Source organism: Mesorhizobium sp. M7A.F.Ca.CA.001.10.2.1 (genome assembly GCF_003998575.1).
Classification (GTDB): Bacteria; Pseudomonadota; Alphaproteobacteria; order Rhizobiales; family Rhizobiaceae; genus Mesorhizobium.
In genome coordinates this window covers 1-14123 of the sequence record NZ_RZQY01000089.1, presented here as the reverse complement: position 1 = coordinate 14123, position 14123 = coordinate 1, and the positions used below count along the sequence as shown (strand labels likewise).

Sequence of the window (14123 nt, the reverse complement as noted above, 5' to 3'; positions counted from 1 at the left end):
CGTCTCCACAGTGCGGTCGAGCAGGCCACGCGCTTCCAGCGCCGTCATGAAGCGGCTCTGATGCGCGATGTCGGCGAGGCCGCGCTTGCGGGCGATCGAAAGCGCCAGCGTCTGCTGGTAGTTGTTCGACAGCACCAGCGAGCCGACCTCGTCGGTCATCTCGGCCAGCAGCTTGTTGCGTGCCGGGCGCGTCAACGACCCCTTGCGCATGGCGGATGCCAGCGCGATCTTGATGTTGACCTCGACGTCGGAACAGTTGACGCCGCCCGAATTGTCGATGGCGTCGGAATTGCAGCGGCCGCCATTCAGGCCGAACTCGATGCGCGCCCGCTGCGTGACGCCGAGATTGGCGCCCTCGCCGATCACTTTCGCCCGGACATCGAGCGCGGTGATGCGAATGGCATCGTTGGCGCGATCGCCGACTTCGGCGTTGGTTTCGGTCGATGCCCGCAAATAGGTGCCGATGCCGCCGAACCACAGGAGATCGACAGGGGCCTTGAGGATGGCGGTCATGATCTCGACCGGCGTGGCGGCGGTCTTGGCCAGGCCGGTCGCCGCCGCCGCCGCCGCCGGCAAGGTGATCGATTTCTGGTTGCGCGAGACGATGATGCCGCCTTCCGACAGTTTCGTCTTGTCGTAGTCCTGCCAGCTCGAACGCGGCAGCGCGAACATGCGCTCGCGCTCGGCCATCGAGGCTGCCATGTCGGGATCGGGGTCGATAAAGATGTCGCGATGGTCGAAGGCGGCGATCAGCCGGGTTTTCGGCGACAAAAGCATCCCGTTGCCGAACACGTCGCCCGACATGTCGCCAACCCCGACGACCGTGAAGGACGAGGTCTGGATATCGCGGTTGATCTCGCGGAAATGCCGCTTGACCGCTTCCCAGGCGCCCTTGGCGGTGATGCCCATCTTTTTGTGGTCATAGCCGGCCGAGCCGCCGCTGGCGAAGGCGTCGTCGAGCCAGAAGCCGTGCTTCTCCGAGATCGCGTTGGCGGTGTCGGAGAAGGTCGCCGTGCCCTTGTCGGCGGCAACGACGAAATACGGATCGTCCGGGTCGCGTCTGATGACGCCGGCCGGGGGGATGACACCGTCGAGACCGATATTGTCGGTGATCGACAGCAGGCTGGAGACGAAATTCTTGTAGGCCGAGGTGCCTGCCTCGAAGATCGCGTCGCGACCGGCGCTCATCGGCAGCTTCTTCGGATAGAAGCCGCCCTTGGCGCCAACCGGCACGATGACGGCATTCTTGACCTGCTGTGCCTTGACCAGGCCGAGCACCTCGGTGCGGTAGTCCTGGGCGCGGTCGGACCAGCGCAGGCCGCCGCGCGCCACCGGACCGAAGCGCAGATGCAGGCCTTCGACCTCGGAACCGTAGACGAAGATCTCCCGCCACGGCCGCGGCGCCGGCAAGCCCTCGACCGCGTGCGAATCGAGTTTGATCGCCAGCGACTGGCCTTTCTCTTTCGTATCGGCAACGAAATGATTGGTGCGCAGCGAGGCTTCGATCAGATTGAGATAGCGCCGGATGATGGTGTCGTCATCGATGTTCGGCACATCCTCCAGCGCGTCCTTGATCTTGGCCTTGAGGTGCTTTGCGGCCACCACGCCTTCGGTCTCGGCCGTCGGGCCAAGCCGGGCGATGAACAGCGCATGCAGGCCCCGCGCTATGTCGGGATAACGATTGAGCGCGGCGGCGATGAAATCCTGGCTTTGCGGAATGCCCACCTGCTGCAGATAGCGGCCATAGGCGCGCAGGATCGTGATCTCGCCCGACCACAAGCCGGCGGTCTGGGCAAGGCCGTTATAGCCGTCATTGTCGACGTCGCCGCGCCAGACGGACAGGAACGCGTCCTCGAACAGCCCGCCGCCGTCAGTCAGGTCGATCGGCTTGCCGTAGCTGTTCTCCAACTCCATGTCATGGATGAAGACCAGGCCGGATTGTTCGTCGCCGACCTCGAAGGTGCGCTCGCTGATGACGCGGAAGCCGATGTTTTCCAGCACCGGCACCCGCCGCGACAGCGCCACCGGGCTGCCATGGTGATAGATTTTCAGCGACGCCTGATGCGGTTTCTGCTCGGCATGACGATAATAATCGATGGCGATCGGATTGCCGGCGCTGATCTTGGCAATGCGCCTGGCATCGGCCAGCGCCACCGCCGCGCTGAACGAATCGCGGTAGCTTTCCGGCAGCCGCGCGGCAATCGCCTTCAAAGCCTGGTCGCCGCCACTGGCCTCGGCCGCATCGGAAAGGGCGTCCTCCCAGGTACGCACGATGTCGCGGATCGCCGCCTCTATCGTCGCTTGCTCGACCTTCGGCGTCTTGCCGCCGGAGCGGCCGATGATGAAGTGCACGCGCGCCAGCCCGCCTTCGGGGAAGGCCGGGTAATAGGCCGACAGCCGACCTTCGAATACGGTCTTCAGATACGAGCCGATCTTCTCGCGCACGACGCTGTCGTAACGGTCGCGCGGCACGAAGACGAGGATCGAGACGAAACGGTCGAACTGGTCGGCGCGCACCAGCGCCCGCACGCGTGGCCGCTCGACCAGGCCCAGAATGGCAGCGGCGTGCTTCCTCAGGATCGGCACCGGCACCTGGAACAATTCGTCGCGCGGATAGCTTTCCAGCACGTTGATCAGCGCCTTGCCGGAGTGATCGTGCCGGTCGAAGCCGGACTTGGCGATGATGGTTTCGGCTTTTGACCTCAGATACGGGATCTTCATCACCGAGCGCGTGTAGGCGGTCGAGGTGAACAGGCCGACGATGCGCAATTCGCCCGCGAGCGTACCCTTGGCGGTGTAGGTCTTGATGCCGATGTAATCGAGATAGATGCGGCGGTGCACGGACGACTTGGCATTGGCCTTGGTGACGATCAGCGGCTCCGGCCCGTGCAGGAAGGCGCGGATTTCCGGCGTCGTCGTCACCGCTTCGGTGCCGCGCCTGAGCACCAGCACGTCGGGGTCGGACAGGATGCCGAGGCCGGGCTTTTCAGCGCGCTCCAGCGTACCGCTTTCTTCGCCGCCGGTGTATTTGAACTCGCGCATGCCAAGGAAGGTGAAATTGTCGTCGCGCAGCCACTCCAGGAAGGCGAGGGCCTCGGCAACGCTCTTCTTGTCGAGCGGCACGGCCGTATAGCGGAATTCCGAGATCGCCTGATCGAGGCGGGCCAGCATCGGCCTCCAGTCGTGAACGGCGGCATGAACCTGGCCAAGGATCTTGCGCAGCCGCTCGCTCAATCCGCTCGCCTGCTCGGATGTCACCCGCGGGATGTGGACATGGATGACGCTAAGCCGGTCGTGGCTGCCATCGTCCTTGGCGAAATTGCCGTCGCCGAGGATTTCTTCCACGCCGCCCTTGCCGTGGCGCACCACGATAACCGGATGGGTGACCAGGGTCGGTTCGCCCGATGTCTCGGTGATCTCGCCGAGGATGGAATCGAACAGGAACGGCATGTTGTCGTTGACGACCGTGACAACCGTCATCGGGCGGCCGTCTCGCACAACGCCCGAATCGGCATCGACGGCGACGACGCACTCGCCTTTCCTGTGAGTGGCGACTGCCTGGCCGGCGAGATCGGCAGCCCGCTCCAGGTCGGCCACATCGTAGGGAGCAATGTCTTCAGCTGGCGCGCGGGCGAGCAGATAGTCTGCAAGCCTGGCCGGCCTTTCCTCCGCTTTAATCGCTGCCGTGGCTTTTTTCTTCGGCTTGCTCGCGGATTTCACGCTGGCCATGACGCACGTCCCTCCCGTCGAATGCTTTTACGAATATGGTAGCAGATGACCGCTGTTTGGCGACAAAGGTTTGACGGCTTGCCAAGAATTATCGGAATTTGGCGACAAGATGCCGCGCAACGAGGAGAAATGACCCATGACCGGCAAAATCAGCGCGCTTGATCTTGGCCAGGGAGAGCTGAGCGAGGCGACAAAAACCTATTTCGCCAAATGCGAGGAGAAGCTCGGCCTCGTCCCCAACGTGCTCAGGGCCTATGCCTTCGACGACAGAAAGCTGCGCGCCTTCACCGACATGTACAACGATTTGATGCTGGGTGAGTCCGGGCTGACCAAGCTGGAACGCGAGATGATCGCGGTCGCCGTCTCCTCGATCAATCATTGCTACTATTGCCTGACCGCGCATGGCGCGGCGGTGCGCCAGCTCTCCGGCGACCCGCCGCTCGGCGAAATGATGGTGATGAATTTCCGCGCCGCCGATCTTTCGCCCAGGCAGGTGGCAATGCTCGAATTCACCGTCAAGCTGACGCAAGAGCCGGCCAAGATCGTCGAGGCAGACCGGGCCGCGCTGCGTCAGGCCGGCTTCACCGATCGCGACATCTGGGACATCGCCTCGACCGCTGCCTTCTTCAACATGTCGAACCGCGTGGCCGCGGCAATCGACATGCGCCCGAACGACGAATACCACGCCATGGCACGGTGAATTTGCTTTCTTCTCCCCTTTTTACGGGGAGAAGATGCCGGCAGGCAGGCGAGGGGCACCAACGTCTGTGAATCGAGGGCCAACTTTGCGCTGCCCCTCACCCGACCCTTCGGGACACCCTCTCCCCGTAAGCGGGGCGAGGGAACGTCACCGAGCAGCGATCGCCGCCGCGGCGCCGGCCATCGTCGTCGCGCTGACGCGGTTGGCGATCTTCATGGCGCGTTTGCTCTTCAAAAGCTTGCGCGCCTGTGATGCGGCGAGCACCCAGGCGAGATCGATGGCGACCAGCACCACGGCCATGGTCGCCGTCAGCTCGACCCAGCCGACGATGCTGACCGAAGCGAGGTCGATGATGGTCGGCAGCAGCGCCAGGTAGAACATCATGATCTTGGGATTGCCAAGCGTCACCGCCATGCCGGCGAAGAACAGCTTTGCCGGAGAATCCTCGCGCGGCATCTCGCCCCCTTCTGCATCGACAGGCGCGGTCCACATTTTCCAGGCGAGGTAAGCGAGATAGGCGACGCCGACCCATTTCACCACGACGAAAGCGAAATGGAAGGTCTGCGCCACGACAGCCAGGCCGAACACCGCCAGCGACAGCCAGATGCCCTCGCCGATCCACATGGCGAGCAGGAACGGGAACACGTCGCGAAACCCTTTCGAGATAACGCGCGCAACGAGCGCCGCGATCGAGGGGCCGGGCGAACCGGCGGCAACGAACAAAGCGGCGGCGAAGATCAGGAGCGAGGTGGGGTGCATAACCGGGGTCTCTGGTTGAAAACCTTCGATTTCGGATATTAGCGCAAGTGGCTCGGCTGCGGTAGCACCGACAAAAGACCCTTGTCGGTCCAGCATCTCGCGGCTAGAAAGGCCGCCGCGAAACAATTTTGAGCGTCACTTTGCCTACGTAGCCGCCGGTCTCGTCAACTCCCCCGACACACTGCATGACTCCGCATTCGCGGTGTCTGTTTTCATTTCATGTGTTCTTCTGGGCGGCGGTTCGAGACCGGTTTGGCACTGCTGAACCGTTGTTGCGCGCTGCCGCCCGTGACATCCGATTTCCGATCATAGCAAGCGACCGCCACGCCGCGCCCGCATGGGCATCTCGACATCGCCGGCCTGATGAACTTCCCGACGGGAAGGGCTTATCGGCATGTCTGGACTCCAGCGTATCCACTGGGCAATCGCGCCCAAGACCGCACCTCGGCCGCTCATCAGCTGCAGTCGTTGCGGCACTGTGAAGGCCTATTGCAGCAGCGGGAAATTCCGCGTCAACGCCAACGGCAAACGCATCGACGTGTGGCTGATCTATCGCTGCATCGACTGCGACAACTCCTGGAATTTCGGCATTTTCGAGCGCTGCAACCGCCGCGACATCGACCCGACGCTGCTGGCGGCGCTCGAACGCAACGATCCTGCACTCGCTCACCGTCATGCCTTCGATGTAATCGCGTTGCGCAACCGGATCGGGCGCGTCGAGGAGTTCTCCGATGTCAGCATTCACAAGCGCAGGCTCGGCGACACCGGGGAAGCCGCGACCGTGTTGGAGATCCAGCTTGGACTGGAAATGCCGACATCGCTGCGACTCGACCGGCTGCTCGCTGGCGAACTCGGCATCTCGCGATCACGGCTTCAGGCGCTGGAGGAGAGGCGGCTGCTCATCGTTGACCCGGATGGCGCAAAGGCCCTGCGCAAGCCTACCCGCGCGGGAATCGCGATCCGCATCGATCTGGCCGGCGAGGCCGCTCGGCAGGCCATCATCTCGGCTGCCGGTGGATGAACGAAAAAGGGGCGGAACACTGGTTGCTCCGCCCCTATCGACTGTCGGAAAATAGAGAGCTTACGCCGCGCCGACCACCTTGGACGACTTCTCGAACCGCTTGCGCTCGTTCGGATCGAGATAGAGCTTGCGCAGCCGAATGGTCTTGGGCGTCACTTCGACCAGTTCATCGTCCTGAATCCAGGCCAGCGCGCGTTCCAGCGTCATGCGGATCGGCGGCGTCAGCTTGACCGCCTCGTCCTTGCCGGCGGCACGGATGTTGGTCAGCTTCTTGCCCTTGAGCACGTTCACTTCAAGATCATTGTCGCGGCTATGGATGCCGATGATCATGCCCTGATACACCTTGACGCCCGGATCGATGACCATCGGGCCGCGATCTTCCAGGTTCCACATGGCGTAGGCGACCGATTCGCCCTGTTCGTTGGAAATCAGCACGCCATTGGTGCGGCCCGGCAGCTCACCCTTGTAGGGCTCATAGGCGTGGAAGAGCCGGTTCATCACGGCGGTGCCGCGCGTGTCGGTCAAAAGCTCCGACTGGTAGCCGATCAGGCCACGGGTCGGCGCGTGGAAGACGATGCGCTGGCGATTGCCGCCGGACGGGCGCAGTTCGACCATCTCGGCCTTGCGCTCGGACATCTTCTGCACGACGACGCCGGCATGCTCCTCATCGACGTCGATGACGACTTCTTCGACCGGCTCCAGCAATTCGCCGTTCTCGCCCTTCTGCATGACGACGCGCGGACGCGACACGGCGATTTCAAAGCCTTCGCGGCGCATCGTCTCGATCAGCACGGCCAGCTGCAATTCGCCGCGGCCGGAGACGAAGAACGAATCCTTGTCGGGCGATTCCTCGATCTTCAGCGCGACATTGCCTTCGGCTTCGCGCAGCAGGCGGTCGCGGATGACGCGGCTGGTCACCTTGTCGCCTTCGGTGCCGGCCAGCGGACTGTCATTGACCAGGAACGACATCGTCACGGTGGGCGGATCGATCGGCTGCGCATGCAGCGGTTCGCTTACGCTCGGGTCGCAGAACGTGTCGGCGACGGTGCCCTTCGACAGGCCGGCAATGGCGACGATGTCGCCCGCCTGCGCTTCTTCGATCGGCTGGCGCTCAAGGCCGCGGAAGGCCAGGATCTTCGAAATACGGCCGGTTTCGATCTGGGTGCCGTCATGGTGCAGCACCTTGACCGGCTGGTTGGCCTTCAGCGTGCCGCTCTCGATACGGCCGGTGATGATGCGGCCGAGGAACGGATTGGCTTCCAGGATGGTGCCGATCATGCGGAACGGGCCGGGATGAACGGTCGGCTCCGGCACATGCTTGATGACGAGGTCGAACAGCGGTCCCAGCTGCTGGTCCTTGGGTCCTTCCGGATTTTCCGAAACCCAGCCATCGCGGCCTGAACCGTACAGAATCGGGAAGTCGAGCTGCTCGTCGGTGGCGTCGAGCGCCGCGAAAAGGTCGAACACCTCGTTGACCACCTCGACGTGACGGGCGTCCGGACGGTCGATCTTGTTGATGACGACGATCGGCTTCAGGCCGACCTTGAGCGCCTTGCCGACGACGAACTTGGTTTGCGGCATCGGCCCTTCGGCTGCGTCGACCAGCACGATGGCTGAGTCCACCATCGACAGGATGCGTTCGACCTCGCCACCGAAATCGGCGTGGCCGGGGGTGTCGACGATGTTGATGCGGGTATCCTTCCAGTCGACCGAAGTCGCCTTGGCCAGGATGGTGATGCCGCGTTCCTTTTCGAGGTCGTTGGAATCCATGGCGCGCTCGGCGACGCGCTGATTGTCTCGGAAGGAGCCGGACTGCTTCAAAAGCTGGTCGACCAGGGTGGTCTTTCCATGGTCGACGTGCGCGATGATCGCGATATTACGGATTTTCATGTTCTGGTCTCGGAAGCGTTGCAGGCAGCAGGCCAAAAGGCGCTGCCTCTTTCGGTTGCGCGGCTCATACAGGGTTTTTCGCAGTTGCGAAAGAGGAGGAGCGTCACCAAATACTCATCAAATCTTAAGCATCTGCGTGTGAGATGATTTTGTTAACCAAGGCGGGAACCCTTTGGGGCCCGGGCAGTTCAAACGTCATGACCGATAAACTCAACCGATTCTGGCCGCTCATCGCGTCTGTTGCCTTCGCCGTCCTGCTGGCGGCCAACGCCGCACAGTCAGCCGCGACGATGAAGGAATCACGGCCTGCCTTGCTGTCAGAGGCACAGTCGGCCGAGCAGATTTTCGCCGACGCACCAGACGGCGTCGACCCGATGGTGACCGGCCCGGTCAGCGCCGCCTTCAAGCAGCGCCAGGACTCCGCCAACTGCGACAGCGCCGTCTGGCCGAATATTCCCATGGTCTGCTACCCGGACTAGTCAGCGCTTCACCCCCCGCCCCGTCTCGCCAGCTTCGCTTTGCGAAGCCGCCGCCGACCTTCCCCACAAGGGGGAGGGTTGAGAAGCGCGCTTACGCCGACCGCACCGGGTCGAGCGTCACCTTGTAGAGTTCGTTGTCGTCGCGATCCATCAGCCGCACCGTCATCTGCTCGCTGGCGCCTGAAATATCGACGAGCCCGAAGAATTGCAGCCCGGCCGAGGGCGGCAGGTTCTGTCCCTGTTCGGCGGTCGGCGCCTTGATGAACTTCAGCTCCGGACCGAACGTCATGTCGAAATCGTTGGGACCGAACGTGCCGGCATGGATCGGACCCGAGACGAATTCCCAGAACGGATTGAACTCCTGGAACTGCGCCTTGTCCGGGTTGTAATAATGCGCGGCCGTGTAATGCACATCTGCGGTGAGCCAGACGGTGTTGCTGATGCCGGCATTCTTTATGAAGCGCAGCAGGTCGGCGATCTCGAGCTCGCGCCCTTTTGGCAAGCCATTGTCGCCATTGCTGACCGCTTCGGCGCCAACCTTCTTGGTGCCGTCGTCCCAGACGACGAGGCCGAGCGGCACGTCGGCGGCGATGATTTTCCAGGTCGCCTTCGAATTCGCCAGTTCGCGCTTCAGCCATTTCGTCTGCTGCTCGCCGAGCATGCGCGACTGCGGCGTCATCTCATCCTGCATGTCGGGACCATTGGGGCCGCGATAGGAGCGCATGTCGAGGAAGAACACGTCGAGCAGCGGCCCATAAGCGATCTTGCGATAGACGCGGCCGGGCTCGGACGGTTCGTAGCGGATCGTCGTCATCTCGTGGAAAGCCCGCGCCGCGCGGGCCGCCAGCACGTGGATGGATTTTTCCGTGTAGCGGCTGTCGGCGCTGAGATCCTTGGAATCCGACCAGTTGTTCAGCACTTCATGGTCGTCCCACTGGTAGAAAGTCGGGCAGATGGCGCTCAGGCCGAGCACGTTCCTGTCCATCATGTTGTATTTCCACTGGTCCCGGTACTCGTCCAGCGTTTCGGCGACCTTGCGCTTGCCGTCGATCAGCACGACGTTCTTCCACTTGCCGCCGCCGGGCAGGTCGACCTCGTCCTTCATGGCGCCGTCGGCATAGATGGTGTCGCCTGAATGCAGGAAGAAGTCGGGCGTGTGCTTGCCGATCGTGGCGTAGGTCTTCATGCCGGTCTCATCGATGCCCCAGCCCTGGCCGGCGGTGTCGCCGGACCAGGCAAAGCGGATGTCGCGCTTCGAGGCTGGCGCCGTCCTGAAACGGCCGGTGATCGGCTCCGAAACGGCGTTGATGTCGGCGAGATCGGCCGATGTCATGCGGTAGAAGATATCCTGGTCCGAAGCGAGGTCGGTGAGCAGCCGCTTGACCGTGTAATCGCTGGCCGGCGACGTATCGAGCGGCGCCAGCCGCGTCGCACTGGCGAAATTCTCCGTCGACGACACCTCGAACATGACGCGCGACGGTCGGTCGGTGCGCGTCCACACCATGCCGCTGGTGGCGTCGACATCTCCCGACTGGACGCCATGGGTGAAGGAAGGCCGCTGATTGGCGCGCGAATAATAGGGCAGCGCCAAGCTCGAGACGCCGGCCAGGCCAACGGCGCTGGCGGATGTGACGAAGGCGCGGCGGGTCATCGAGAGCTTGTTCATGGCTGTCTCCTGGTGGCTTGAACGGCGCCACCAAGGTCCAGCGTCAATGTTTCAGGCGCATCTCGGGATGATGAAGTTTTGATAACAATGAACAGGGTAATCTCCCCCTCGAGGGGGAGATGTCGCCAAAGGCGACAGAGGGGGTCGCCGCGCGTGGAGCGCTAACCTCCTTCTATCGCAAGAGGCCGAGCCCAGTCGGACCGACCCCCCTCTGGCCGCTTCGCGGCCATCTCCCCCTCGAGGGGGGAGATTAGCGTCGCGCCTAAGCCGCTTGCGGCTCCGGATCGAACGCCGGCTTGCTGGTGTTGATCAGCAGCGAGATACAGGCGGCGGCGATTGCCGTCATGCCGGCGATCAGGAAGGCCAGTTCGTAATTGCCCTGCAGCTCGCGCATGGTGCCGCCAAAGGCGGCGGCAGCGGCCGCACCGATCTGGTGCCCGGCGACGATCCAGCCGAACACGATCGGCCCACTGCGATCGCCGAACGCCTCGTTGGCGAGCCGCAGCGTCGGCGGCACGGTGGCGATCCAGTCGAGGCCGTAGAGCACGGCGAAGATGATCAAGCTGGTGGCCGAGAAGCCGGAATAGGGCAGATAGATCAGCGACAGGCCACGAATGCCGTAATAGACGCCGAGCAGCTTGCGCGGATCGTAGCGGTCGGTGAGCCAGCCCGACAACGTCGTGCCGATCAGGTCGAAGATGCCCATCATCGACAGCAGGCCGGCGGCCTGCACTTCGCCGATGCCCATGTCGCCGCAGAACGCGATCAGATGCGTGCCGACCAGCCCGTTGGTGGTGAAGCCGCAGACGAAGAAGGTGGCGAACAGATACCAGAACACCCGCGTGCCGGCGGCACGGCGCAGCGTCGAGAACGTATGCGCCAGAAAATTGCCCTGTGACGCAGGCGGAGTGGGCGGCACGTCGTCAGCCTCGGCGCCGTAGCGCACCATGCCGATCGATGCCGGCCGCTCCGGCACCAGCAGCCAGACCAGCGGTATCAGGGCAGCGGTCGCGATCGCGACCGCAATGACAACCGGCTGCCAGCCGCCCGACTGCGCCAGCGCGGCGATCAGCGGCAGGAACACCAGCATGCCCGAGGCGCTGGAGGCCGACATCAATCCCATGACAAGCCCGCGATTGGTCTTGAACCACCGGTTGACGATGGTCGCGCCGAGCACGCTGGCGACAGCACCGGAACCAATGCCCGAGAACACGCCCCAGGTGATGAACAGATGCCACGGCTTGGTCATCAGCAGGCTGAGCGCGGTCGAGCCCGACATCACCACCAGCGAGGCCAGCAGCGTGCGGCGAAGCCCGATGCGCTCCATCAGGGCTGCGGCAAATGGCCCTGTCAGGCCGTAAAGCAGGATGCCGACACCGGCGGCCAGCGAGATGATGTCGCGCCGCCAGCCGAAACTGTTCTCCAGCGGCAGCATCATGACCGAGGGTGCGGAGCGCAGGCCAGCCGCGACCAGCAGGCTAAGGAAGATCACGCCGACCACGACGAAAGCGTAGCGCTGGCCAAAGGGGCGGGATTGAGCTATCATGTTACTGACCGGTACGTTGCAGGTGGAGTATGTATACGTACCGATCGGTAACATTGTCAATCGAGCCACACGATGCCAACCGACAAAAATATTGATCTGACCATCAGCGACGATCATGCGTCGGCGCCGCCGAAAGCAGCCAAGAAGATCCTCGATGTGGCTTATGACCTGTTCTACCGGCGCGGTATCAGGGCGATCGGCGTCGACGAGATCGTCAAACGTGCCGGCGTCACAAAGCCCAGCCTCTATCGCAGCTTTCCGTCCAAGGATGAACTGGCCGCCTCCTATCTCAGGCAGTACGATCTTGAATATTGGGAGCGTTTCGACGAGGCGGTTGCCGCTCATCCCGGCGACCCGCGCGCACAGATCAAGGCTTTCCTGACCCGCATCGGCAAGCGCACGCAAGTGGCGGACTATCGCGGCTGCGGCATGACCAACGCGGCGGTCGAATATCCCGACCACAGCCATCCGGCCCGTGTGGTCAGCGAGGCCAACAAGCAGGAATTGCGCCGCCGCCTACGCGCCATGGCGGTTGCGATGGGCGCGCAAGACCCTGACACGCTCGGCGACGGCCTTCTGCTGCTGATCGAAGGCGCCTATATCAGTGGCCAGCTGTTCGGGCTCGGCGGCCCGGCGCAAGCGGTCGCCCGCAACGCGGACCTGCTGATTGAAGCGAGCTTGAAGAAATAACGTTTGGCGCTACGCTGCGGCAGCTTGCAACGGAGATTGACCGCCATGCGTGCCATTCTGATCCCGCTTGTTCTGGTCGGTCTCGGTCGGGCTGCGCAAGCCGACGGCATTTCCAGCGCCTACACCGATCTGGATTCGAAAAAGGATTGCGTGACCTACGCGCAGGCCGAGGAAGGCGACGGCGACTGGGCCGAACTCGCCTGTTCGGGCTATCGCGGCTATCCCGTACTGATAGCCTATGACGATGCCCGTGAATCGCTGTTCTACGGCTTTCCCCCCGGCGGCGACATGACAACGGTCTGGGAGAGCTTTTCCGGTTTCAATTCGTCCGGAGCCAAGATCGAATGGCGCATCGAGACCACCGGCGACAAGGCTGTGCCCTATGCAGCCATCCATCGCCGCTCGATCAGCAATCCCGAGGACGAGAAAAAGCCGACCGAGGTGCTGCTCGTCGCCAAGGTCGGCCAGATGGACGCCCGCGACGGCTGCACCGTCGGCCTGGTGCTGGCCACCGGCAATCCCACCGCCAACGATCAGGCGCGCAAGCTTGCCGACGACAAGGCACGCACCTTCGCCTGCGGCAAGGACAGGCGCACCGTCATCGGCAATGTGCCGGCTTTTGGCCGGGTGGATAACTGAGCACGGCGGAGATTGGGCATCGCACCCGTAGCTTCGTCATCCACGGGCGGAGCAAGGAGCGTAGCGACGCAGCGCAGACCCGAGGATCCATGCCGCGACATCAACACCGCCGCGGCGGTGCAGAATTCCGTTCCGCCGCACACGTCGCCTGGCGTCACGGCATGGATACCAGGGTCTCCGCGACGCCGCTTTGCGGCTGCTCCGCCCTGGTATGACGAAGTTGGGCTACTTGCTCGCCTTGGCCCGCTCGATCGCATCGACGATCATCTTCTTGGCATATTTGGAATCGTGCCAGCCTTCGATCTTGACCCATTTGCCGGGCTCGAGATCCTTGTAGTGCTCGAAGAAGTGCTGCACCTGCTGGCGCGTGATGTCGGGCAGCTGGGTGTATTCGGTGACGTTCTCGTAGCGCAGCGTCAGTTTCGGCGACGGCACGGCAATGATCTTCTCATCCTGGCCGGCATTGTCTTCCATGATCAGCACGCCGATCGGCCTGACGTTGATGACGCAGCCCGGCACCAGGGCGCGCGTGTTGCAGACCAGCACGTCGATCGGATCGCCGTCGCCCGACAGCGTGTGCGGCACGAAGCCGTAATTGCCGGGGTAGCGCATCGAGGTGTGCAGGAAGCGGTCGACGAACAGCGTGCCGGCTTCCTTGTCCATCTCATACTTGATCGGCTCGCCGCCGATCGGCACCTCGATGATGACGTTGACGTCCTCAGGCGGGTTCTTTCCGCTGGCTATGGCTTCAATGCGCATGGCTTAAATCCCTCTCTCGATGGACGATCGATAGCGGGCGGCGCGTCATGGTGCAATGCGGCGAATGGTGCTGGCTGAAATCGGGAGACGCAATGGCCGAAGGGCCGGGCTGTCATTCCCAGACGAAAGCGACCTTCTTGAGCGCCTTCTGCTCGAAGATCTCGACGCCTTCCGCAACATCGCGGCCGCCGGCGCCGGCATAAAAGGCGAGTGCGTTCTGGTTGTCTTCCAGCGCCCACACGACC

The 14123-nt window shown here is 63.2% G+C and carries 11 protein-coding genes and 1 pseudogene; 5 read left to right on the top strand and 7 right to left on the bottom strand.

Features of this window, described 5'->3' with window-relative positions:
• Positions 1-3729: NAD-glutamate dehydrogenase domain-containing protein (locus tag EN964_RS08695; RefSeq protein WP_127276303.1), on the bottom strand; the 3729-nt coding region annotated here is incomplete at its 3' end.
• Between the two features lie 136 nt (positions 3730-3865).
• Here EN964_RS08695 and EN964_RS08690 point away from each other — a divergent pair.
• A complete protein-coding gene (locus EN964_RS08690) occupies positions 3866-4429 on the top strand; it encodes a peroxidase-related enzyme (RefSeq protein WP_127269517.1) in 564 nt (187 codons plus the stop codon).
• Between the two features lie 147 nt (positions 4430-4576).
• On the opposite strand, the gene EN964_RS08685 is transcribed toward EN964_RS08690, so the two are convergent.
• The gene (locus EN964_RS08685) at positions 4577-5188 is read right to left on the bottom strand and encodes a LysE family translocator (protein WP_127272477.1); all 612 of its coding nucleotides are present in this window, start codon (positions 5186-5188) and stop codon (positions 4577-4579) included.
• Between the two features lie 394 nt (positions 5189-5582).
• Between EN964_RS08685 and EN964_RS08680 the strand changes: the two genes are divergently transcribed.
• Positions 5583-6209: a DUF1062 domain-containing protein gene (locus EN964_RS08680; RefSeq protein WP_127276301.1), complete on the top strand. Its 627-nt coding sequence runs from the start codon at positions 5583-5585 to the stop codon at positions 6207-6209.
• Positions 6210-6269: 60 nt separating this feature from the next.
• Here EN964_RS08680 and typA read toward each other — a convergent pair whose 3' ends face one another.
• On the bottom strand, positions 6270-8099 hold the full coding sequence (gene typA / locus EN964_RS08675) for a translational GTPase TypA (RefSeq protein WP_023811726.1): 1830 nt from the start codon (positions 8097-8099) through the stop codon (positions 6270-6272).
• A gap of 197 nt (positions 8100-8296) precedes the next feature.
• Here typA and EN964_RS08670 point away from each other — a divergent pair, with 197 nt between their 5' ends.
• Complete coding sequence (locus tag EN964_RS08670) at positions 8297-8578, top strand: hypothetical protein (protein WP_236382934.1); 282 nt, start codon at positions 8297-8299, stop codon at positions 8576-8578.
• Between the two features lie 91 nt (positions 8579-8669).
• Here EN964_RS08670 and EN964_RS08665 read toward each other — a convergent pair whose 3' ends face one another.
• Positions 8670-10244, bottom strand: coding sequence for an alkaline phosphatase (locus EN964_RS08665; protein WP_127267939.1), 1575 nt, complete (start codon positions 10242-10244; stop codon positions 8670-8672).
• A gap of 262 nt (positions 10245-10506) precedes the next feature.
• Positions 10507-11790 (bottom strand): MFS transporter, encoded by a 1284-nt coding sequence (locus EN964_RS08660; RefSeq protein ID WP_127267938.1) that lies wholly within the window; start codon positions 11788-11790, stop codon positions 10507-10509.
• 72 nt (positions 11791-11862) lie between these two features.
• Between EN964_RS08660 and EN964_RS08655 the strand changes: the two genes are divergently transcribed.
• Together EN964_RS08655 and EN964_RS08650 are read left to right on the top strand one after the other, a co-directional pair.
• Positions 11863-12480, top strand: coding sequence for a TetR/AcrR family transcriptional regulator (locus EN964_RS08655; RefSeq protein WP_127267937.1), 618 nt, complete (start codon positions 11863-11865; stop codon positions 12478-12480).
• A gap of 45 nt (positions 12481-12525) precedes the next feature.
• Entirely contained in the window at positions 12526-13119 is a 594-nt protein-coding gene (locus tag EN964_RS08650) for a hypothetical protein (RefSeq protein ID WP_127267936.1), read from the top strand.
• A 225-nt stretch (positions 13120-13344) separates the two neighbouring features.
• Here the strand turns inward: EN964_RS08650 and ppa are convergent, their stop codons facing one another.
• Positions 13345-13878, bottom strand: a complete 534-nt coding sequence (gene ppa, locus EN964_RS08645; protein WP_013528997.1) for an inorganic diphosphatase — start codon at positions 13876-13878, stop codon at positions 13345-13347.
• A gap of 112 nt (positions 13879-13990) precedes the next feature.
• A pseudogene (locus EN964_RS38420) lies at positions 13991-14123 on the bottom strand (GNAT family N-acetyltransferase); the annotation flags it as partial.

Bases quoted from the DNA above. Each gene is read 5' to 3' on its own strand.
- ppa (WP_013528997.1), bottom strand. From the start codon at position 13,878: ATGCGCATTGAAGCCATAGCCAGCGGAAAGAACCCGCCTGAGGACGTC.
- EN964_RS08690 (WP_127269517.1), top strand. From the start codon at position 3,866: ATGACCGGCAAAATCAGCGCGCTTGATCTTGGCCAGGGAGAGCTGAGC.
- typA (WP_023811726.1), bottom strand. From the start codon at position 8,099: ATGAAAATCCGTAATATCGCGATCATCGCGCACGTCGACCATGGAAAG.
- EN964_RS08680 (WP_127276301.1), top strand. From the start codon at position 5,583: ATGTCTGGACTCCAGCGTATCCACTGGGCAATCGCGCCCAAGACCGCA.
- EN964_RS08670 (WP_236382934.1), top strand. From the start codon at position 8,297: ATGACCGATAAACTCAACCGATTCTGGCCGCTCATCGCGTCTGTTGCC.
- EN964_RS08650 (WP_127267936.1), top strand. From the start codon at position 12,526: ATGCGTGCCATTCTGATCCCGCTTGTTCTGGTCGGTCTCGGTCGGGCT.
- EN964_RS08685 (WP_127272477.1), bottom strand. From the start codon at position 5,188: ATGCACCCCACCTCGCTCCTGATCTTCGCCGCCGCTTTGTTCGTTGCC.
- EN964_RS08655 (WP_127267937.1), top strand. From the start codon at position 11,863: ATGCCAACCGACAAAAATATTGATCTGACCATCAGCGACGATCATGCG.
- EN964_RS08660 (WP_127267938.1), bottom strand. From the start codon at position 11,790: ATGATAGCTCAATCCCGCCCCTTTGGCCAGCGCTACGCTTTCGTCGTG.
- EN964_RS08665 (WP_127267939.1), bottom strand. From the start codon at position 10,244: ATGAACAAGCTCTCGATGACCCGCCGCGCCTTCGTCACATCCGCCAGC.